Raw genomic sequence first — 25090 nt, 5'->3', positions numbered from 1 at the left:
TTTAATAACTAAAAACAGATTTTCGAACCACTTTGATTTGTTCATAAAATTTTTTCCAAAATAATGTCCCAAATCAAAAATTAATGCCTCTTTGAAATATAAACAATACTTAAATTAATTTTCTAAACTTATTTTTAAAAAACCTAACAATGAATATCCGTAAGAATATCAGAATACTTCACCTTTCCAGTTTGGACAATGCAATGTTATAAGGTTGTTAGAGAATTATGATATATATTTCAGTTAACGAAGAGCTTTACATGTGGTAAATTTGGATAAAAATTTTTACCAAACTACAATGAAACTTCGGGCAAAATTCACCTGAAAATGAATAATACCTTAACAAACTAACAAAAGGGAAAAATGCGGTTCTCATCTATAATTTTCCTGATTTATCTATTTGGTATTGTACCAGGGCTTATGTATGCTCAAAACAAACATATCCGGTTCAATAAAATCACCAGTGAAGATGGGCTTTCTCAAAGTCATGTGACCTCCATTTTAAAAGATAAAAAGGGTTTGATGTGGTTTGGTACGTTCGATGGGCTTAACCAATATGACGGCTACAATATAAAAGTATTTAAACACGATCCTGAAATATCAGGAAGTATCTCAAGTGATTTTATTAAGGCGATTTTTGAAGACAGATCAGGGAATTTATGGATTGGTACAGCAGGAGGAGGATTAAGTTTATACGATAGAGCTAAAGATAGTTTTATCAACTATTTGCCGGATGAAAAGAAAGAAGAGCATATCCATGTTTATACGGTTCAGGCTTTTTTTGAAGATGAAAAAGGTAATTTGTGGCTGGGCTCAGACAAAGGTTTGGAATATTTTAATCCAAAAACACAAGTCTTTAAGTTTTATGCTTCTGACAGTTTAAACCAAAGGACACTGAAGGATGATCATGTGGTTTTTATTGGCGAAGACGGGAAAAACAGGTTGTGGATAGTTACCCAAACAGGTATTCATCTGTATGATCCTGAATTGGATAGTTTTACCCGTTTAAATTATTTTGACAGTAATCTTTACGGTTCCATCAACCGGTTTTTAATCGGCAGAGATGGAAATTACTGGATTGGAACCCATGGTAAGATGGGTTTATATTTACTTGATTTTCAGAATAATAGTATAATTCCAGTTGAAGGTTTAGTCAAGAATAAGGTTGTTTATGCATTAGGCGAAGATGCCTTGGGAAATCTTTTAATAGGAACTGAATCCGGTGGATTTTATATCCTGGATAAACATACTAAACAAATCACCAGATATTCCAATGACCCAGTCGATAAAACCAGTTTAAATGACAAATCTATTCAGTGTTTTTACCATAGTGATGACGGAATTGTATGGATGGGGACCAATATTGGCGGGGTGAATTATTATAACCAGTATGCTAAACCGATTGCTCTTTTTCAGCATCAACCAAATAAAAATAGCCTAAGTGGAAATAATGTATTAAATATAGTGGAAGATGACCATGGAATGGTTTGGGTTGGAACAGATGGGAAAGGACTGAATAGGTTTTCCAGGTCTGAAATGTACTTTAAGGAAATTTTAGTTGATGAAATTACGGATGATGTCATTAGGGCTATGGAATTAGATACTGATGGGAACTTGTGGTTGGGGACCTACAGGGCAGGTTTAAATATATTAAATACAGAAAATGGTATTTTATGGAATGTGAATAATCATCCTAATTTCCAGGCTTTAGGAAAGAGAATCGATGAAGTTTATGCAGATAACAATGGAGGTATTTTCCTTTCCGGAGATAAGGTTTTTAAGAAGAAGTCTGATTCATTTGAATTTGAAGTGTTGGTTTCCTTGGCCGAAAAAACCAACACTATTTTACAGGATCACTCTGGTAACTATTGGTTTGGAACACATAATGGCCTTTACAGATTAAAAAAGAATAATGACCAGCCCAAGAAATTTAACACACATTTAGGAGACTTTCCAAGATTGAGTGCAAATGGGGTTAGTACTATTTTGGAAGATTCAAAAGGTAACATCTGGGTAGGGACCAGCAATGGATTGAACGTTTTCCAGGAATTTACAGAAACCTTTAAAGTATATAAGGAAAAAGATGGCCTCACAAATAATAATATCCATGGGTTGTTAGAGGATGGTCATGGCAATTTGTGGATCAGTACCAATAATGGAATTTCCAAATTTTTGAATGCGGTTTCTATTCCGGATGATCCTGTTTTTATGAACCTGAGTGTAGAAGATGGGCTACAGGGGAAAGAATTTAATTCTAAATCCGCTTTTAAAAACAAACAGGGTGAAATGTATTTTGGGGGGAAAAATGGATTTAACCTTTTTCATCCTGATAGCATCATGGAAAATGAATTTCTACCTCCTATAGTATTTACCGATTTCAAAATTTTTAATAAAGATGTGCCCATCGATAATGCCCAATCCCCTCTACAAAAACACATTAGTGAAACAGATACTTTGTGGTTGTCTTATGAACATTCAGTTTTTACCATTTCCTTTTCTGTGCTCAATTATTTAAACCCGGGGAATAATCAGTATGCCTTTAAACTCGAAAATTTTGAAAAAGACTGGAATTATGTGGAAAATCAGCGTGCGGCTACCTATACTAATTTAGATCCTGGGACTTATACATTCAGAGTGATAGGAAGTAATAATGATGGGAAATGGAATAGAGAAGGCGCATCAATGACCATTATTATCAGTCCTCCCTGGTGGGAAACTGCCTGGTTTAGGCTTTTAGTGTTTGTCATGGTAATTCTTGGTTTTTATTCCTTTTATAAAATCAGAACTAGAAATTATAAACAACATAACCTGGAACTGGAAAGAAAGGTGAAATTGCGCACTGCAGAATTGATGGAAGCCAATGAAGAATTACAATTACAAAAAGAGCAGATTTCAAACCATGTTTCACAACTGACAGAGCTGGATAGATTAAAAACAAACTTTTTTTCCAACATTACCCATGAATTCAGAACACCATTAACCCTGGTGATTAACCCATTGGAAAAGGTAATGACAGCACCAAACCAGAATACACCCATTAAAAATTATAACGGACAGTTCCAGCTGATTTTAAGAAATGCCAGACGGTTACTGCAATTGATTAATCAGTTACTGGATACTTCAAAAATCGAATCCGGAGATAGTTTTTTGGAATTTTCCCATGGAGATATTATTATTTTTATTAAAGAAATTACAGAATCCTTTTTTCTGCTGGCCAGAAATAAAGGTATTCATTTGAATTTCCAAAGTAATCAGGATTGCTATCAGACATTTTTCGATAAGGATAAACTGGAAAAAATTCTTTACAATCTTTTGTCTAATGCGATAAAATTTACAGAAGCCAATGGTAAAATTGATCTAAACATAGCGGTTTTGAACCAGGGAAAGGAAAATGCAAGCCTTTCCATAGAGGTACGAGATACCGGTGAGGGCATTCCTGAAGCCGAACTGGGTAAAATCTTCGATCGTTTTTATAGCCATAACCCAACTGGAAAAGCAACTTCCGGAGGGACTGGGATTGGGCTTTATCTCACTAAAAAACTAGTGGAACTTTATAATGGAAAAATTCGGGTGAGAAGTAGTACTTTAAATGAACGCCATGGTACTTGTTTTCAGCTCTGTATTCCTCTAAATTGGCAGAAAACAGACATGGCTGAACAGGAACGGATAAAAGTGGCTTCTGAATCTGCCATTGACTTTGTGATTGAACCAATGGAAGCAATTGCCGCAGAAAAAAACCAGTTTACCTCTCCTGATACAGAAGGGGAACCACCAGTTTTGTTAATAGTTGAGGATAATAAGGATATTCGCCAATATATTTTAGAAGAACTTTCCAATGAATTTACGGTGAAGGAAGCCAGGAATGGAGCGGAGGGTTTGGAAATTGCAGAAAGTGTCATCCCAGATATCATTATTAGTGATGTAATGATGCCGGAAATAGATGGCATAACAATGTGCAGTAGTTTGAAAAATAATCCAGCCACAAGTCATATACCCATCCTTTTGCTTACCGCCAGAGCTTCCACCAAATTTGAAGTAGAAGGGCTGAATGTAGGGGCTGATGATTATGTAACCAAACCTTTTAACCTGCAGTTGCTTAAATCCAGAATATTTAATTTGATCAATAATCGAAAAAAGCTCAGAGCATATTATTCCAAAAGTCTAAGCCTGGAACCGAAAGATATTACAACAGCATCAGTTGACGACCAGTTCATTAAAAAGGTGGTGGAAATTACAGAAAAGGAATTGGCCAATCCGGATTTTGGGGTAAATGAATTTGCCAGGGAATTAGGATTCAGCCGCACCCAGTTATACCGGAAATTTCAGGCACTTACCGGGCAAAGTGTAAAAGAATTTATAAGAGCTTATCGGCTAAAATATGCGATCAAATTACTGGAAACCAAAGCCTACAGTATTTCTGAAATTGCGTACCAGGTTGGGTTTAGAAACCATCCTAATTTTACCCGGGCATTCCAAAAGCACTTTGGATATTCTCCTTCCGATTATTTGAATAATCTGGAAGGAAAGGATTGAACTCCATATTTTTCTTTCCTTTGCTTTCCATTTTTTTATCAGTTTGATTCAATGGTACACAAAGGAAAGGCTTCAGTACGCCAGGAGAATGTTTTCATAGTATATTCTCATACCTTCAATGATTATTTATCAAAACATTCCATCAATAATTAATGAAAATGAAAAGACAAAATTTTACTTTTTTAAGGGCTAAATGGGTATTGATGCTACTTTTATTTATAGGATATCTTGATACTTCAGCCCAAATGTATGTTGACGGTTGGAGACTGCGAACGGATGAAGGAGAACAAGTTGTACTGAGGGGAGTGAATAAAATGGTTTTTTATCAGGACAGAGATGGAGATAGTTTTTATCCTGAAATTGCTAAAACCGGTGCCAATGTTACCCGAATATTTTGGTTTACTTCAGGAACTGCTGCAGAATTAGATTTAACTATACAGAATTGTATTAATGCGGGGATGCTCGCTATGCCAGCGGTTTGGGATGCGACCGGAGACTGGTCTAAATTACAGCAGTGTATCGATTATTGGGCAAGACCTGATATTGCTGCGGTAATTCAAAAGTACAAACGCTATGTTATGCTTAACATCGCCAATGAAGCGGGTAATATCCAGGTCACGGATGCACAATTTCGAAGTGTTTATGCTGCAGGGATTCAAAAAATAAGAAATGCAGGTGTAACTGTTCCGCTTGTAATCGATGCGGCACATTGGGGTAGAGGAGAATGGTATGTACTGGACAATGGGGAGTATCTGCTTGACCAGGACCCATTGCATAATCTGATGTTTTCATGGCATCCTTGGGATATTAACCAGACAAATGCCAGGTATGATGATGCCATTGCCGATGCTAAGAACAAAGGATTATGTTTTATTGTGGGAGAATTCGCAGAAAGAACAGTGGGTTGTGGTTGTTGTATCAGTTATGAGCATATTATGGACCAGTGTCAGCAGGAGCAAATAGGCTGGATGGCCTGGTCATGGGGACCCGGGAATGGAGATTGTGCCGATATGGACATGACCTCTAATGGTAATTTCAATACCCTGCATGGCTGGGGACTTGAAACTGCTGTAAATTATACCAATAGCATTATGAACACTTCGGTAAAGCCCAATATTTTAGGCGGAAATAATGTGGCTGTTTCCACCACCTCCCTGGCGAATGCTCTTGTTGGGCAATCCTATAGTCAAAACCTTGAAGCGATTGGTGGTGTAACCCCCTATTCCTGGTCAATTACTTCAGGAAATCTGCCTTCGGGATTAAGCCTTAATGGAAGTACAATAAGTGGAACACCTACTTCAACAGGTACTTATAATTTTACCATTAAAGTAACTGACAACGATGGAGCAGAAGATACAAATGATTTATCGATTGAAGTATTTGGCAGTGTGCAGCAACCTTATTCAGGTACACCAATTGCCATTCCGGGAATAGTTGAAGCAGAAGATTTCGATGTACAACTTATAAGTGGAGAGGCTTATTTCGATTCGGATGCGGGAAATAATGGAGCGGCCTACCGGGATGAAGAAATTGATATCGAGAATACAACTGATGTTGGTGGAGGTTATAATATAGGATGGATCCAGGCCGGTGAATGGATGGAATATACTATTAATGTAGCGAATGCAGGAAGTTATACTATTGAGGCACGAGTGGCTTCCAATAATGGTGATGGAAGTTTTAATATTTCCTTTGAAAATGGTGCAACAACCGGAAATTATGCTGTTGGTAATACAGGAGGGTGGCAATCATGGACCTCCATTAGTAAAACAGCAGTAACCTTGGAAGCTGGTGAACAAATTATGCGGATCGATATTGCCGAAGGAGGATTTAACCTGAATAATATTACTTTTACCCATGAAGGGAGTAGTAATATTCCGGTAACAGGAATCTCGGTAGGCCCTGGTTCGGTTACGCTTGAAGAAGGTGAAACTACTCATTTGAATGCAACTGTTGCACCGGCTGATGCTTCTGATCCATCAGTAAGCTGGACATCTGATGATAATAGCGTAGCTACTGTAAATGAAAATGGATTAGTGACGGCAGTTTCAGCTGGAACGGCCAATATCACGGTAACATCCAATGATGGAAATTTTACCGCAACCTCTTCTATTACTGTGAATGCTCCGCCAGTTTGTGATGAGAACGTTAATATCGCCTTAGGAAAAACAGCAACAGCCTCTTCAGAAGAAAACAGCCAGTATGGTGGATATTTACCAGCTTCAAATACCATTGACGGAAACGCTACTACAAGGTGGGCAAGTGACCAGTCTGATCCTCAATGGATTACTATAGATTTGGAGGAATCTCATACCATTTCAAGAGTGGAACTCAATTGGGAAGCTGCTTATGGCGCTGATTACCAAATTCAGGTATCTGATGACAATACCAACTGGATGACCATCCATACGGTAACAAACGGAAATGGAGGTACAGATAATTTGACTGGTTTTTCGAGTACAGGAAGATATGTGAGATTGTTCGGCATTGCAAGAGGAACACAATGGGGTTATTCACTTTATGAATTTGAAATTTACGGTTGTCCTGAAAATTCAAGTCCTGTAGCCGTAACAGGTATTGCTATTAGCCCAACTTCATTAAGTTTAGAACCAGGTCAAACCAGCCAGTTAACAGCTACTGTAAATCCTTCGAATGCCAGCAATACTGCTGTAAGCTGGTCATCAAGCAATACCAGTGTGGCTACTGTAAATGCTGGAGGTTTAGTCACTGCTGTAGCCGATGGGACTGCTTCTATCACCGTGACTTCGGCTGATAGAGGTTTCACAGCATCGAGTTCCATCAGTGTTTCCACAACGAATATACCTGTCACCGGATTGGAGGTTAGTCCAACAATACTTAATCTTGAGGAAGGACAAACCAGCCAGTTGGTTGCCACTATAAGCCCTACGAATGCAACGAATCAATCTGTAAGTTGGTCGAGTAGTAACACCAGTGTGGCTAGCGTGAATTCAAGTGGATTGGTCACAGCAGTAACAGAAGGTTCTACAACCATTACCGCAACGAGCAGCGATGGAGGTTTCATGGCCAATAGTGCTGTAACTGTCACCACGGTTTCAATCGGTTCAGGATACCGATATTTACGCTATACCACCACCAGTGCCAATAATTTTAAATTACTGGAGTTGGACTGGAAAAATGGAAGTGCTTCTGTGCCTTCATCCAACCTCAGCAGTAACAATTCTGGTGGAGTAATAGTATCAGGAAATCCTGGGTCAACATCTTTCAAAGCATTTGATGGGCAGTCCAATGACAATGGAGGCTTATGGGTTGGATCAGGCAGTGGGTTGAATCACCAGATAACGCTTGATTTAGGAGCAGGAAATGAAATTAGTCCAACAGCCATTACCATCCATAAATTCTCATGGGCAAGCGTAAATGGCTTCCGAGCGGAAGGCTCAAACGATGGCAGCAACTGGGATTTGTTGTTGGAAGAGACCAATGCCAATGGGGCGTTTTCCAGTGCTGGAGGAAGCCTTCGGGCGGCCACCTATGCGATAGGGAGTTCCTCCAGAATAGCTAATAATTCAATTAAAGAACAAACTGTACCTGTGTCGGAAATAGGTATTTATCCCAATCCGGGAACAGGAAATTTTGTAATCAATTTCAATAGTGATTATGAAGGAAAAATCGGATTAATAGTTCGTAATGCTTTGGGAAAAGAAATTCAGGTTAAGGAGATAACAGGAATCTCTGAATATAATCTGAATCTCAGCGCTTTTCCTAATGGATTATATATTGTGGAATTCCAATTAAATCATACCAGACTGACCAGGCAAATTGTCATTAGTAGATAATTGTCTAAATAAATCACTTAAGCCACACAGGTTAAATAGCTTAACCAGTGTGGCTTTTTTTATTTGCTCAAACCCTTACATAATTCAGAATGAAAATCTTTAAAATTACAAAAAAATATGTTATAATTCTGTTTTTTTATGTTAAAACGCTATAGAAATATTATAAATAAATAGCGAGTGTTTTATCTTTAAGTATAGTTTTTACCACAATACAATTGATAAAATGAAAGCCTTCTTTACCCTGCTGTTTTTATTTTGCTGTAGCCTTGTTTTTGGTCAACAAGAGGAGTATTATCCCAAAAACAATATAAAACTTCATCTTCCTTATACCATTTCCTGGATCCGGAATGCAGAAGTAGAAGTGAACTTTGGATTCGCTTACGAAAGAAAAATAGGACAAATAACCAGTGGAGAGATAAAGTTTAGCCAATTAAAATTGAAAAATGAATTTCCATACCGGAGGACATTGGAACTTGTGTTGAAAGTTTACCTGAGAAAGAAAAAGGATAAATATTTTAATGGACCATTTGCAGGAGTGGTACCGTATGCACAATATCAATTTGGGAATGTGCACGAAGACCTCAATGCTCAGAAAGACACTGTTACCCATTATTTTAATGGTATGGGTGGTGTACTGGGTTACCAGCTTACAGCTTTTAAAAAGCTATCGTTGGAAATATCTACAAGCGTGCTATTTGGAAAGGATGTGCGTCAACATTCCCTTCCCGGTTCCGACACCAGAAAAAGTATGAACGCCTTTTTTATCAATCCAGTTTTGCTCTTGGGTTTTAATTTTTAGCTGATGTTTAAACAGCGACTGTATATGTTGTTGTTTTAAATTAATAACTTTTCCTCATCTTCATTTTTATCAAAAAATCCCAAAGCCTTTCCATTTTGTTCCTAAATTTTAAAATAGTACAAATTGATAATTTTTTGGGATAAATAGCCTATTGGGAGCCGTGATAAGCCTCTATTTTTAGAGATCATATCCTTAATAGTAAATATAAAAATGAAATGATGAGACTATCAGAATTTAAACGCTATTATTTTATTCCGGGGATACACAGGCTTAAAAAGCAGTGTAATTTTGCCCTGGTTTGTACATTTTTTTTATGCCTGGGTTTAAATGAATTATTTGCTCAGGGTTTACCCAATCAAACCTGGCCTCAGGGTACTTTCATAAAGCATCTGCCTGGAGAAGGAGGAAGAATTTCAACCTATCACAGAGGGTATTTAATACTCAATGGTTATGAGGGCCATCATACCAGTATTTTCGATATTTCCGGTTTGCCCAATACCGTTAAGTTAAAGCAAATCAATCAGGGAAGCAATGGCCATCGTTGGTGGAAATTTGGAGATTTCTTTGTAAGGGAATACGATACGGATTTAGGTACTTCCTCCAAATATACAGATATCAGTGATCCGGTTAACCCTGTAAACTGGACAGGTCCGGCTCCGATTGTTTTGGGAGGAAATGAAAATGTTTCAGTTCAGGGAATTTCTTCTTATCCTTTTCGATTTCAGGGTTGGGATGATAAAATAATTGATTCCCGAAATGAGCAATTAATTACTACTTACGACATAGAAGCCAATAAAGGAGTGAATTCCAGAAATTCTCTTACAATAGGTAATTATTGGTTCTGGTGTCCTGGTGATGGGCAAAGTGGCATTTCTGTTTTTGATATGAGTGATCCGGCTAATCCTCAGTTGTTGGATGTGTTTCAGGGGGTAAAACAGTATACCACTACCGTGCAGGTATGGAGAAATTATATTATTTTAATGACTGGGGACAATTCCAATATGAATGGGAATAACCTGGTGGCTGTGGATTTCAGTGATCCTACTGATTTGAAATATGCCTTTGGGATGACAGATAGTGACGCCAGAGGTCGGTATATTTTCTTTCAGGATGAATTTGGCTTCTGTGGTCGTCATAACCGGGGGATGAAAATAAACATGGAAACTCAACAAGTGGTTCAGGAGTTTTTCCCTCCCGCAGGGGAAAGTTTTGGAGATTTTCAATGGATTCCTTTGGGACATGTGCTGCAGATTACCAGTGGTGAAGTTTCTGAACAGGAAAGCTTCTTTTATGCTCACCAAAATGGTTTGGATACCAGAGCGCCATCTGTAAGTTTCCACTTTCCACAAGATGGAGCTACAAATCAGAGTACCAGATCAAGTATTGGTATTATTATAAACGAACAATTGCAGGATCATTTAATAAATGATCAAAGTATTACAGTGGCACCTTGTGGAGGAACTCCAATTGCAGGCGATGTTATGTCAACCCAATATAATGTGATTCAGTGGGTACCCAGGCAGCCACTATCCCCTAACACCACTTATGAGGTAACTGTCACCAGTACCATCAAAGATTTAGCGGGTAATTCAGCAACTCCTTATAGTTTTAAATTTTCAACAGGAGGTTCTATTTCATCTTCCTGCAGTGGGGGAGGCTGTAATACTCCCGGGGGACTTTCAGTCAGCAGTATCACTGAAAACAGTGCAACAATTAGCTGGAATGTGGCAAATGGTGCTCAGAATTATGATTTGAGGTACAGGATAAATGGAACCTCCACCTGGACGAATGTAAATGACATTACCGGAACAAGCAGAAGTTTAACAGGTCTATCTTCCAATACCGATTATGACTGGCAGGTAAGAACTTCCTGCAGTGGTTCAAATTCCAATTATTCCGCTACTCAGACTTTCCAAACCAGTGTGGGGAATATTGCTGTTTCCGGAGTTAGTGTTTCTCCTGTAAGCCTGAGCCTAGCTGTTGGACAAACAGGAGATTTAACAGAAGCTGTATCACCATCCAATGCAACTGACAAGACCGTAGTATGGTCTACTGGAAATAATGCTGTGGCAACAGTAAATGTTAACGGATTAGTTACTGCGGTGGCAGAGGGAACCACCACCATCACTGCAACTACAAATGATGGCGGATTTACAGCTAATGCTTCAATTACAGTAACTCCTCCACCCGCCTGTGATGGGACAAGTAATGTAGCCATTGGAAAAACTGCAGTAGCTTCTTCCGAAGAAAATAGTCAGTTTGAAGGCTTCCTTCCGGCTACTAATGCTGTAGATGGGGATGGCGGAACACGTTGGGCAAGTGATCAGTCTGATCCGCAATGGATGTATGTTGATCTTGGGGAAACTCATACTATCACAAGAGTAGAATTAAATTGGGAGGCAGCTTATGGCTCAGATTATGAAATTCAGGTTTCAGATGATGCCAGTAGCTGGACGACTATATTTACTGAAACAAATGGTGATGGCGGTACTGATAATTTAACTGGATTAGCCGGAAATGGCCGGTATGTGAGAATGTATGGAACGGCAAGAGGAACGCAATGGGGATATTCTTTGTATGAGTTCGAAGTTTATGGTTGTCCGTTAGGTGAAAACCAGGCTCCAGAGATTAATGCCTTTACCTCTTCTCCAGTTTCACCAATTGATGTAAATACTTCAGTTCAATTTACTGTAAATGCTACTGACCCGGATAGCGATCCATTAGAATACCGATTTGATTTTGGGGATGGTACTCCTCAAACCAACTGGGGAAGTTCCAATACCATTTCCCATACCTATACAAGCATTGGAAACTTTGCAGCACAGGTGCAGGTAAGAGACGGACAGGGAGAAATTACCGCCCAAATTTGGAATTTATCCGTTACGCAGCCACTTCCTGTAAATCTTCCTGGAGAATCTTCTCCAATTGCTGTAGATGAAACGGCCAGAAGAGTTTGGACTGTCAACCCGGATAACAATACGGTTACGGTAATCAATGCCGACAATTTGAATAAAGTGGCAGAATATACAGTTGGAGCTGATCCTACCAGTATTGCCCTGGATGGAAATGGAAAGGTATGGATCGCCTGTAGAGATGCCGGAGAAGTATGGGTATTGAATACCAATAATGGAAGTTTAGTTGGAACTGTTGATGTGGGCAGAGGTTCTATGCCTTATGGAATTGTAATAAAACCTGATGGCACTGAAGCTTATGTCTCGGAATTTGGTTCAGGGGAAATTAGCAGAATTAACACTGCAAACCGAAATATCACCGGAACACTGAATGTTGGAAAAACACCAAGGGCTTTGGCCATTACAGCCGATGGAGCTACTTTACTGGTAACCAGATTTATTTCCCCGGATGCCGGAGGAGAAATCAGGAAAGTGAACCTGTCTAACTTTACAGTAAGTGCCACCATCAGTCTTCCAGCGGATAATACCACCAATGATTCTGGTGCAGCAGGTAGAGGGATTGCCAACTATGTGGGAGGAATTGCCATTAGCCCTGATAATGCTACGGCATGGTATACCGCCAAGAAAGATAACATTTTCAGAGGTCAGGCTGTAGATGGCAATGACTTAACATTTGAAACTACCGTCAGGAATATTATTTCTTCTATCAATATTTCTGGAAATGCTGAAAATGTAGCTTCCCGAATAGATATTGACAATCACAACCTGCCTACCGGAATTACTTACAGCCCTTATGGCAACCATATTTTTGTGACCATGCAGGCCAATAACAGATTGATCATTATTGATCCTTCCACAGGAACTGAAATTACAAGAATGGACGTAGGATTAGCCCCAACCGGTGTGGTGTTGGATAAGCAAACCAACAGGTTATTTGTCAAAAACTTTATGGGCAGAAGTGTGACCGTTTTTGATGCAGATAATATGATTTCCAATGGCTCCTTAACCGTAACAGATCTGGGAACTATTTCTACTGTAGCCAATGAAACTTTGAGTGCTCAGGTATTAGAGGGGAAAGCACTTTTTTATAATGCCAGAGATGCACAGATGACTGATATTGAAAGTGCAGAAGCCGGATATATGGCTTGTGTGACTTGTCATATTGATGGCACTGAAGATGGCAGAGTTTGGGATTTTACCCAAAGAGGAGAGGGCTTAAGAAATACGATTTCCCTGAGAGGACGGGCAGGCACAGGACATGGAAATGTGCACTGGACAGCAAATTTTGATGAAATTCAGGATTTTGAACATGATATAAGAGGGGAATTTGCCGGAAGTGGTTTCATGAGCAATGCCGATTTTAATGCGGCCAATACTCCACTAGGTGCACCAAAAGCAGGAAAATCAGCAGAATTGGATGCGTTGGCTGCTTATTTGGAAAGTCTGGATACTTTTGATCCCAGCCCCGACAGGAACAATGATGGTTCATTAACTAGTGATGCTGTAGCTGGAAAAGTTTTATTCCAAAACTTAGGTTGTGATAATTGCCATTCAGATGCGGGGTTTACCAATTCTGCAACTGGCCTGATGCATGATGTGGGAACGATAACCTCCACCAGTGGGGATCGACTGGGCCAGCCATTACTGGCACTGGATGTACCAACATTGAGAGATATCTGGCAAACAGCTCCATATCTTCACGATGGTTCAGCAGCAACCTTGGAAGCAGTGTTCAACAACCATGCAGGTGCAGAAAGTCTGAACGCAGGAGAACTGAACCAGTTGGTTGCTTATTTGAATCAAATTGGTGGAGATGAACCAGCAGCAGGTACCAGCTATTCTTTAACTGTAACAGCCACTCCTTCTGTGGTACAAAATAATCCGGTGAGCTTAGGAATAGGTACTAATATTTCGGGAATTAGTTCGGTGCAATATTATGCCGATGGCCAGTTAGTCGCTACAGCAACCAGTGCGCCCTGGGATGCCAGCTGGACGCCAGCTTCCACTGGAAACTTTGCCATTCAGGCCAAAGCCATCCATGGAAATTTTGGTTCATTAAGTAAAATGGTAGATGTAAATGTGAGTCCATCAGTTTCATTGGCCGCTACATATGGCAATGGAGGACAGCCCGGAACAGGGAACCCATGGATATTAAGTGCGAACTCAACTGTAAGAATAGAGGCAGAAAATTATAACCAGGGAGGACAAGGCGTGGCCTATAATGACACTGAGGCTGCCAACAATGGAAATGGTTATAGAAGTGGGGAAGGGGTAGATACTCAGGGAACTAGTGATGCCGGAGGTGGCTCGAATGTAGGATGGGTAAACAGTGGAGAATGGCTGGAATACACGGTGGATGTGCCTCAGACAGGAAGCTATAACATCAGTCTTCGAATGGCCAGACAGCCCTCAGGAACTTCCAATTTGAACATTCTATTTGGTCCGGAGAGTAGTAATCTTACAAATGTTTCTGGAACTGTAAGTATTCCAAGCACTGGAGGATGGCAGTTATGGACCACTACTATTGTTTCGGGGATTAACCTGTCTGCCGGTGTTCAGATTATGCGAATCAATATGACTGGTTCAGGTATCAATTTTAACTGGATTGAAATAGAGGGTACTCAGGTGAGTAATGTTCCCGTAACTGGAGTTACGGTTAATCCGACAAGTTTAAATCTGGAAGAAGGTGAAACAGGCCAGTTATCTGCTACAATAAGTCCTGCAAATGCTTCGAATCAATCTGTGAGCTGGTCGAGTAGTAATACTAGTGTGGCCACGGTCAACCCAAGTGGTTTGGTGACGGCAGTGGCTGAAGGTACGGCAACCATAACAGTCACTACAAGTGATGGAGGTTTCACGGCCAATAGTGCTGTGACTGTTACTTCCCCCACAAGTGCTTCTGGTTACCGGTATCTGCGTTACACTACCACCAATGCCAATAATTTTAAATTACTTGAACTGGACTGGAAAAATGGAAGTGCTCCTGTGCCTTCATCAAATTTGACTAGTAATAATTCCGGTGGGGTAACGGTTTCCGGAAGTGCGGGAACATCATCATTCAAAGCATTTGATGGTCAATCAAATGATAATGGAGGCTTATGGGTAGGATCAGGTAGTGCGCTAAACCATGAGGTTATTGTTGATTTAGGAGCTGGAAATGAGATCAGCCCTACAGCTATTACCATTCATAAATTCTCCTGGGCAACAATAAACGGTTTTACAGCAGAAGGCTCCAATGACGGGAGTAATTGGACTTTGCTATTGCAGGAAAACAATGCCAATGGCAACTTTAGCAGCATTGGAAGCAGTGTGTATTCCGGTACTTTTTCTATAGGCAGTTCAGGAGCCAGAATGGCAAGTAATTCGATAAAAACCCAGCTTGATACAGAACCTGAAATAGGAATTTACCCTAATCCGGGTTCTGGATTGTTTAATATAGATTTATCGGGTGAGTCAACGGGTCCGGTTTCTATTTCTGTTTATAATGCTTTAGGCCAAAAGATATATTTTAATAAGGCCATCAAAACAAATCATTTATATCAACAAAAAATTGAATTAAATGGACAATCAAAGGGGATTTATTTTTTGAAAATCCGCTATGATGGAAAGGAATGGGATAAAAAGCTGATCCTTAAATAGGATTAATGCCTTCATCTTTACAAAAAAAGAACCTTCCAGACCATCAATGGTAAAGGAAGGTTCTTTTAAACTTTTAATAAACTAATTAATATGATTAAAAAAGTGATCTTAACTTTCAGCAGGCTATTTCTCGGGATAACAAGCTTTACGGCTATCCTGTTTTTTCATAGGTCCAATTTAGGATTAGGAGTCATTTCAAGATGCCTCATTAATATTCCGATGCCCGGGATTTTACAGGGAGAGTTTTTTAAGAAACTATATTCCAATCAAATGATTGGAATCTCCTTATAATCGGATTGCTACTTTTTAATGGAGATAAATTAAAATAATGATGAAATCTGTTCAAAAAAAATGGCTCCCGGAACCCAAAAAAGTGGCATTTGGTAAAAGTCTCATCCAATTAAATCAATTGGGGCTTGGGGAAAAATCAGATAAGGAAATCTGGCAATTGTTTAAGGAGGGAAATGAAGATGCCTTGTGTTTTATATATAATTTTTATGTAGAGAAATTATACGTTTTTGGGCATCAAATCACCAGAAATAAGGATGAAATCAAGGATGGAATACATGATTTATTTGTTCATTTAAAAATAAGAAGGAAATCTCTGGGAAATGTCATTTCTATAAAGTCATATTTATACAGGTGTTTGTGGAGGTTGTTGCAGGATAAATCGAAGAAAAAAAGTACTTTAGTTTTCGAAGAAAATCAGCATTTGGAAGGATTTGCCATCAAAATAAATGCGGAAGTGGCATTAATAGAAGGGGAAGCCTATCAGGAAAAACTGCAGTTTTTGTCCAGGGAGCTGAATACACTATCTAAAAAGCAAAAACAGGCTATAGTTCATTATTACTATGAAGGTTTTTCTCATGAAGAAATCGCGTATATCATGGGATTGAAAAATAAAGATTCAGCCAGAAAACTTATTTACAGGGGAATTGAAAGTTTGAAAGAGAGAATAGGCTGAGAAAGCGGTTTACATTATTACCAGGTAGGTTAAAACCTTTTGAGGTAAAATTTTAAAAATAAAAAACTCCCTCAGTTTTTAGAGCTGAGGGAGTTTTTGTTCAAGGGCTTAAGTCCAAATTATTCTTTAACTATTTTCAGGCTTTTGGAATAGGTTCCGTAAACTGCTTTTACCAAATAAAGACCATTGGCAAATTTGTCTAAATCCAGCCTATACTCTTTATTTTCCGGACTAAGTATCATTAGGGTATTTACCACTTTTCCCGAAAAATCATAAATCAATATTTCAGCTTTATCAATTCCATTTAATTTTCCTGTAAATGTGATATTTACCGGACCATTAGTTGGACTCGGATAAATCATAATTTCGGGTTGTTCAGAAAATAAGTTTTCAACCATATCAGTAGCCGCTTTTCGAGCATTTGGATTTACACAACCTGTAATGTATCCATTGGAACAGTTATAAATTTCCACCTCACATTCATAGCCTAGATGAGCGCCTTTTATTCTACCATAAAATGGTCGGCTGGACAGTGACCATGAAACAGGTACAACAGTTCCCGGTTCTACATCTGGAGCCCCAGCAGCCAGACATTGCCCACCGGTTATTTCAAAACCTAATTCATTTATGGCATCAGCATAAACGGTTCCCCCATCGGCAGAAATATCTGTGACTACAAATTTCCAGTTATGGTGATACTTCAGCCCCGAATGTGAATTATTCGGTAGCTCACTGCTATTTTTAGCAGCTCCTTGTCTTAATGGGTGGATAGTACAATCATTGTGAATTTCCCAGGCTCCGGGCTTTCCATCTTTGCGGTTTCCTGCAATTACTCCAACTACATAATTGCCATTTGATCTGCTAAAATCGGCATAATCGGCTGGGGCAGAAGCCACTACAGTCCACAAATCTTCAGGGAAGGTAGATTTTTCTATTTCACAGGTTCCACCATTCGTAATTGGGAAACTTGCCACTGGCTCGCAATATGCTCCCCCGGATGCCTTCGTTTTTGATTGTTCTTCACCGTTTTCATTCTCCCAGTAAATTTTAGTAGTATTAGCTCCGGCAATAGCCTCTGTTGTAAAATAACTAAGTCCAGGAGTAGCCACTAACATTTCGGTCTGGTTTGTCCCCACAACTTCATAGGAGTAGTTTACATCAAATGCATTAGGATTGGTTACTCTCCAATTGCGGGTTTTTCGTGGGTCTTCGGAACATTCTGAAGTAAGGTTTAGCGATTCCACCGTAGTAAGGCCTTCCAGATAAGCTGTGCCAAATAAAGAAGGATTTTCCCAGGCATTGTCCTGTGTTCCCCACCAGGCAATTTTTCCTTCTCTGTTTCCCCCCTGGGTATCGTTATCAGCTGCCATTACTTCTATACCCAAATAGTGCCCTGTATTAGGTGTCAACCCCATATCTGACCAGGCAAAGGCAAATTCGGTTTGGTAACCTGAAGTTGTGATAGTTTGTGCGGCTTGTGCATTTTCATAGGACATTAAGCCACTTGCTCCTACAAGTTCACCCTGATAGGTAAAAACAAACTGTCTGTCATTGGTATTATATGATGTGGTTTTATCATTTGTAATGTCCAGGTAAACTTCCACACCATCGTAATTCCAGATTTTGGTTTCATCCTCTACCGGTACCAGCGCATTATCAGTTATGTTTACCAAAATATAAAGGTAATTATCATCCCATAAAGCTTTAAAATATCCAGAAGCATCTTCCGCTCCGTCTACAGTTCCTAGGCTGATTTTTCCCAGAGGATATTGAGAAGCATTTTCCCAGGTTGCATCAGCTGTTCCATCAATAGTTAAGGCCGCATTTGTTTTATTTACAATGGCTTTATCTACCGCTTCCACACTAAGTGTGGCTGGTTCACTGGTGATTTCTCCATAAGGACTGGTGATTTTCACCGTATATTGTTTACCATTTTTATCAGCGGTAACCTGTGGAAGTGCCAATGTTGCAGCAGTTTCTCCATCCAATAACACACCATCTTCAAACCATTGGAAACTCATAGGTTGAAAACCAATTACGGACAATGAAAAGTTAGCACCGCTTCCCTCGGCAATGCTTACATCTTCTGGCTGATCCATAATTAAAGGTGCTTCAATAGGTTGATTTCCTTCATTAATAGCCTGCCAATCTTTTAGTGCTCGGTATTTATAGGCTGTTAGCTCAGGTTGGCCAACGTATTCTTTGGCTCCCCATGCCATTCCTCTGGCATAAGGTGCCAGATGTACAAATTGAGGAAGAATGTCCATGTACGGAGAAAGCGCATTGAGATAATTCATATAAGCCTCGTAAATCACAGGTCTTCTGTTGGCAATTTCACCTGCATTGGTAATATGCTGTCCGGCTTCGTAAGCTACTAATGGAATATTCATGCCTGAAGAAGAAAGGATAGCGTAGTGTCTTTTTACTTTGTCTACGGACTCATCTGTACTGGACAGGACTTGTTCTTCAAAGTCAGGGTTGGCTCCACTCAGACTTCCGGCAAAATATGGTGCGATAGCATAAACATCAGGGTAAATTCCATTCGGATTAATTAATTCTTCCCCCAATGCATCAAGGTGGATTTGTGTCACATCCGGTTGTCCGTGCCAACCAGAGAGAACTTTTACAAAATCACCACTGTGACCCTGATACACATTACCAAAAATTCCATAAATCTGTACTGCCCGGTGTACATAAAATCTAAATCGGGCATACCATTCATCTCCAAACCAGGCGTATCGTTCAAAGTCCCCCTGATCAAAGCCTAAAGCCTGGCCTTGCTGAGTAGCATAAACTTCAGCTCCAAATCCTCCCCAAACTTCATTAGAGTATTCCACAAAAACCTTTAAAGAAGGATCCAGGTGCGCTTTGATTGTACTTGCCAATTGCTGAATATAATCATCGTTTGCTGCATGGGGGATATTTATCCATAGGTCAGCACCAGTAAGGTTGCATAATTTAATCCACCACTCAATCGCAACCCCTTTTACAATTATCTGATTATCTTTATTGTAGTTTTGATTGACTGCCTGATCTGGATCATCTGGTTGTCTTCTATCGGACCAATTCTCAATCCAGTTGTTGTTGGTGGGTAACATGTCCATAAATCGCAGCACCTTGTAGTGGGAAATTTCATCTATGAATACAGGGTTAAAAGGATTGGCATTTTCATAATCAGCCCATTCTGCGGCAAAATCTACCCCATTTTTCCAAATCCCAGTGGTGTAAGAACCTAGCCCTGCACCAATGGTCATTTTCCCCAGACTTGGAGCCAGACTATTTGTGGATAACTGAAAAGGTGCACTTGTAGTAGAAACATTGCCTAAAATATCACTTGCATTTATTGTAATTTCATAGGCAGTAGAAGGAGATAATCCGTAGATCGTTACTTCAGGAGATTTGGTATTTTCCCATTCTTCCCCATTGACAAAAACTGTATAGCCTGATACACCAACTCCTTCATCAGTGGAAGGAACCCAGGAGATTTGGGCTGAAGTTGAAGTGATTTCATCTACATTAATGCCTGTAGGAACTGAAGGAGCAGTCACATCCAGATCTGGCGGAAGGATCGTTCCAAATTCAAAAATGCCTCTTCGCACACCGTTTTCAACAGTTGGATAATCAGAGGATGAAAGACCATCCCGATTGTATAGCTCTGTCCAGTTCTCCCCATCGTTGGAACCTTCGCAACGGAAGCCGTTTAACGCTGCCCAACTATAGGACGTAATTTCCACACCTGTGGGGTAAACCGCAAAGTTTTTAAAATGCAGGGTCATTTCTTTACCTTCGTCTACATACCAGTGGGTATTGTCAATTTCGTCAAAAGATTTATAAGGTCCATCGAACGCATATATATTATCATTACTACTCAGAATTTCGATATCTTCATTTCCTGCGGCAGAAATAATGGCTTCCAGTGGAAGTTTTTTATCTCCCATCAGCCATTTTAAACCCACCAGTTGAAATTTACCAGAATTTGGTGTTTTCATTACCCAGAACCTGAGGTATTCAAAAGCCTCAGCAACAGGGGGAGGTGTTGTAGTAATATTTATCTCAGCCTTTGAAGAAGCATTATATTCACTATCATAGGCTATTACTTCCACTTTATATTCGGTAGAAGATTCCAAAAATTCTACAAGAAAATTGTTGTTGGATGTAAATCCCTGCGCAACACCATCCAGAAAAATTTCATAACCGGCAATGCTACTTTCGCCATCCAATACTTCCGGCCAGGAAACGGTAAAACTATTGTGAGTAACTACATCTTCTATTAGTTGAGGGGCTGGGGGAGGGGTTTCATCCACTGGCACAGGATCGAAACCAAAATTAAACTCTCCAATAGTACCATTAAAAAGTGTTCCCACTTCGTCCGGAGATTCATAAAGGATATCCCAGGTGCCGGCAGGATCGTTGGACGCCTCTACTCTGAAACTATGCATATAGCTCCAGCCTGGTTTTGTAATCCGAACCCCTGTTGGGTAAATTACATGATTTTTAAAATTGATGGTTATCGGACTTTCACCAGAAGGGGTTTGATTCACATAACCACTAGCATTGGTTTTATCAAAAACATTCGGGTTATTGTAACTTCCTTCAAATTTAGCTTCAAAGGTTCCTGTGTTGGAGGTAAAGGGAATTTTGGGATAAGCTACGGCTCCGTTGAGCCATTCCAGTTCCCAGATATGGACACCATTGGTATTTTGCTCTATCACCAGTCTGACATACTGGTAACCCTGTGTTTCTGGATCTGGCGCTTTTTTGGTGGTAAAACTGCTTAAAAAAAATAAACAAAGGATAAGGTACCACAGTACCTTTAATTTAGTTGCACTCATTTTATTTTTATAGTTTGTAATTAAATAGTTATTTGATAGTCGTCAGGTAACTTAGGGCCATAAATAACCTGATGGAGATTTGCACCCACTTCAATTAATTTCCAGCCATCTGGCATATTTTAATTTTTGGGCATAAAACTCCATGTCCTATAAATCAGAAAGACTCATAGGCAGAAATTCAAAAAATTGTTGAAAAATGTTAGTTCAGGAAGAAACCTGATAAAATCAGATTCCTTTTCACTCATTATGCAGTAACGCGTTTACTGAATTTGGAAAATAATTAGTTTCATCTCCCTGGTCTCTAGAAAATTTCAGGCGCTTTATTTTACCTTATAAGCGAAATGCTCATAGGTAAAAAATAAAATTTCCTATCTCCGGGAAAGACATTACCTATACAAGGTTTTTAAAGATATAGCTTATGCATTTCAGCAGTATCATGTACTATCATGCTTTTTTCCAAAGGCTTTCGAAATCAAAAATAAATCTAATCATTGTTTAAACAAGGCAGTACATCCTGGCTAAAATATGGTTCCTGATTAACCCAGAACATATAATTGATTCTAAGGAAATCCTTGGCAAAAGCATGCAATAAAGGAACAAGATTTTTCCGTCCGCTTAATCCTGTATCCTCATTTTCCTTATAATCCTGATCTGCACCTGTTTTTCCAATATAATTCCCATCCTGAATGGCGATTCCAAGGGGAACAGTATATTTATTTTCGTGCATCATGGTAATCAGGTGGTTGAGCTGACCTTTTCTTTGTACCATTAAATCGGGGCCTCCTAAGCCTACGCCAATTTCCTTGCCATATTGATAAAGGGAACGTAAATAACCTTCATCTTCCCAGGGTAGCCATTCTCCAGGCATAAAATTAGCATATTGCATGGTAACTGATTTTGGGAAAGCCTTTTTTAGAGCCAGCATATTTTCCTTAATACATGCTGCATATCGTTTTGGAGTAAATGTTTTGTCCTTTTCATCCTTTGATTCAGCAGCGCTTTCCTGTAGATTTATCCCTTCGATCTTGCCATCAAACGCTTTTCCTAAAGCCTCCATTAATAAAGCAAATCGTTGTTGAAGTTTAGGGTTCCATCTTTTGGCTACCCATCCTTCTGCCTCACCATTGTCATTAAAGGATTGGGTACATCCTCCATCGAATTCTTCAGTTAGTAAATAGTCAGGAATTGCTATGTATGAAGTACTAAAACTTACGTCCTGAAACTGGACAAATAATTTTTTTCCATGTGCCAATAAATAATTTAAATCTTCCTCAATAATAGAAAAATCGTATTCATCTTTTTTGGGTTCCAGCTGCCGCCAGGAATACATTATCTGAGCACCGGCTAATCTGGGTGTTGTCAGAAGGGGATGGTTTTGAATTAATGCTCTATCCTGGGAAAAATATACAAAATGCCTGATACTGTCTTTTTCTATAGGGCAGGTAGCATCCAAAAATTGTTTGTAAGCATCGGAGTATTTATTGGCTGGATTTTTATACTGTCCGAAGGTATTGGTAGTGAAAAATATATAAAGTAGGATTATTGATATTTTTTTCATTTTCAAATGAATTGTTAGGATGTTTTTACTAGTTGAAGTTTTCCAGAGCAAGTTTAAATTTTAACTGTTTCGCTGCAAACGCCCATTTATGAAACCTTACTTCAAAATAAAATTTCCAAATAACACTGCTATTCAAAAATTTTCTTTTTTCGTAAGAATCCAAAACTGGATGTTTTCGCTTGAAAACCTAAATTTTAAATACGCTCTAAAGTAAAAAATGCTCAAACTATGTATTTAAGGAAAACCCGACAATCTTAAGTTGAACATCATTAATGACTATATTAACCAAAGATATAATAAAAAAACTAAGATATTGTCGCATTTAACGCAAAACTAGAAGGGACTTAAACTATCTGAAAATTAGCTAGTTAGTCTTGTTAAGTTGGTGTTATATCGCATGAAGACTGGATATCAATAGCCAGAATTATCCATAGGTCAGAATAAGAATGTTCCCTACCGTTGGCAAAGTGTCTTTCACCTTTTACAGGCGGCCCTGTTTAGCCGATGGTGAAACAAAGGTTGTTGGCAAATGAATTGGGAACTCCAGGTTTGAGATAATTTGGATCAACTTGACTTAACTAGGGCTCCAATGGATGGAATAAAATTTTTTTTTTTTTATGAACCCTGATGAAAAATTTGTCTGTAGTGCGTTTGGGACAGCTACCCTTCTAAAATGGTTTAGCCTGAATTTGCTTGTTTTTTATCATATTTACCAAAAAAGTTAAACACTACTTAAATTTAGATAACTCCTATGTCAGCGAGAAGTCATAAAACAGATTATAAGAACAGGAAAAGCTTATTTTTAGAAATCAATTTCCTTTTTATCCTGATAGTATTTTCATCCTGCTCTGACATCAAGGAAAATCCGCAGGCGGAAATTTCTGATGATATTTCAAAAAAATCAGTAAAAGTTATTTTTGATACAGATATGGGTTCTGATTGTGATGATGTTGGGGCGTTAGCGCTGCTTCATCAATATGCTAATCAATATAAAGCCGAGATTGTAGGGTGTATATACAGTTCAGGAAAAATACCCTACGGGGCAGGGGTGGTCGATGCAATTAATCATTATTATAACCGACCAAATATCCCAATTGGAGCCGCATTCGATACGCTTGTAGGTGACAAGGTGGATAAAATGAGTGCTGAAAAGCTAGCCAAAGATACGGCTGCATTTGGTCATACCATAGTTCATAATTTTGATGCAATTGAACAAACTGTACTTAACAGGCAATTGCTTGCCGAGCAGGAAGATAATAGTATTGTCTATATCACAATAGGTCATACCAAAGGTTTGCATGACCTATTGGTTTCTAAACCTGATTCTATTTCCCCACTTTCAGGAGAGGAATTGATTACCCGGAAAATAAGTCATTGGGTGGCTTTGGGAGCACTTGGTGCCAATAATACAGAAGGGGATCGCAAAAAGGACTGGAATTTCTTTTTTAACAACACGGCTCAATATACTGAATACTTAGTAAATAATTTCCCAAAACCGATCTATTTTGTAAACGGAGGGAGTAAAGTGATGACCGGCAAATCTCTGGAAACTACTCCTAAAGGAAATATTGTGAGGCAGGCATATACAGATTGGCTGGAATGGTATGATGGAAAAAAGCTGGCAGATCAAAGACCTAGTTGGGATTTAGCAACCGTGTATTTTGCTATTGAGGGAAAGGGAGAATATTTTGAATATGAGGAGAATGGCAGGCTTGATTTTGATGCAAACTCAGGCTGTGTCTGGAAGTCAACGGAAGAGGATTTTAACCAGTTTTATATCACACAAAGGCCAGATACGGATATGAAATTTGCTGAATACTTAAATAAATTAATAGCTCTTCCCCCTGAAAATTAATGGCTGTGATGATGGAATTCACAAATTTTTCTGAAATTCCATAATGAGATTAAATTGCAACTATTGTCTTTTACCAGTAATTCAAAAGTGAATATGAACGAAGGTGCACCAAAATATTATTCAATTTTAATCCTCAACAATTAGGAGACTGTCATCTCTTTTTGTTGAGGATTTTACCTTTCT

Annotated in this window: 8 protein-coding genes; 6 read left to right on the top strand and 2 right to left on the bottom strand. The window is 39.0% G+C overall.

Annotated elements, in window-relative coordinates; all coding sequences use genetic code 11:
• The first annotated feature begins 363 nt into the window (after positions 1 to 363).
• From A3EM_RS0113030 to A3EM_RS42280, 5 genes are all read left to right on the top strand, one after another.
• Positions 364 to 4533: a two-component regulator propeller domain-containing protein gene (locus tag A3EM_RS0113030; RefSeq protein ID WP_157637869.1), complete on the top strand. Its 4170-nt coding sequence runs from the start codon at positions 364 to 366 to the stop codon at positions 4531 to 4533.
• A gap of 158 nt (positions 4534 to 4691) precedes the next feature.
• Positions 4692 to 8348, top strand: coding sequence for an Ig-like domain-containing protein (locus A3EM_RS45805; protein WP_169513355.1), 3657 nt, complete (start codon positions 4692 to 4694; stop codon positions 8346 to 8348).
• A gap of 223 nt (positions 8349 to 8571) precedes the next feature.
• Positions 8572 to 9147 (top strand): DUF3575 domain-containing protein, encoded by a 576-nt coding sequence (locus A3EM_RS0113020; protein ID WP_020528657.1) that lies wholly within the window; start codon positions 8572 to 8574, stop codon positions 9145 to 9147.
• 215 nt (positions 9148 to 9362) lie between these two features.
• Positions 9363 to 15698 carry an Ig-like domain-containing protein gene (locus tag A3EM_RS45800; protein ID WP_083925226.1) on the top strand — a complete coding sequence of 2112 codons (6336 nt, stop codon included), beginning with the start codon at positions 9363 to 9365 and terminating at the stop codon, positions 15696 to 15698.
• A 328-nt stretch (positions 15699 to 16026) separates the two neighbouring features.
• Positions 16027 to 16662 (top strand): RNA polymerase sigma factor, encoded by a 636-nt coding sequence (locus A3EM_RS42280; RefSeq protein WP_020528656.1) that lies wholly within the window; start codon positions 16027 to 16029, stop codon positions 16660 to 16662.
• 119 nt (positions 16663 to 16781) lie between these two features.
• On the opposite strand, the gene A3EM_RS0113005 is transcribed toward A3EM_RS42280, so the two are convergent.
• Together A3EM_RS0113005 and A3EM_RS0112995 are read right to left on the bottom strand one after the other, a co-directional pair.
• Positions 16782 to 21494: a sugar-binding protein gene (locus A3EM_RS0113005; protein WP_020528655.1), complete on the bottom strand. Its 4713-nt coding sequence runs from the start codon at positions 21492 to 21494 to the stop codon at positions 16782 to 16784.
• A 484-nt stretch (positions 21495 to 21978) separates the two neighbouring features.
• Complete coding sequence (locus A3EM_RS0112995) at positions 21979 to 23052, bottom strand: hypothetical protein (protein ID WP_020528653.1); 1074 nt, start codon at positions 23050 to 23052, stop codon at positions 21979 to 21981.
• A 751-nt stretch (positions 23053 to 23803) separates the two neighbouring features.
• Here A3EM_RS0112995 and A3EM_RS0112985 point away from each other — a divergent pair.
• Entirely contained in the window at positions 23804 to 24907 is a 1104-nt protein-coding gene (locus tag A3EM_RS0112985) for a nucleoside hydrolase (protein WP_020528651.1), read from the top strand.
• Positions 24908 to 25090 lie beyond the last annotated feature (183 nt).

The organism is Flexithrix dorotheae DSM 6795, from assembly GCF_000379765.1.
Classification (GTDB): domain Bacteria; phylum Bacteroidota; class Bacteroidia; order Cytophagales; family Flammeovirgaceae; genus Flexithrix; species Flexithrix dorotheae.
Note: the sequence above shows the minus strand (reverse complement) of the source record. Positions and strands in the feature narration are given on the sequence as shown.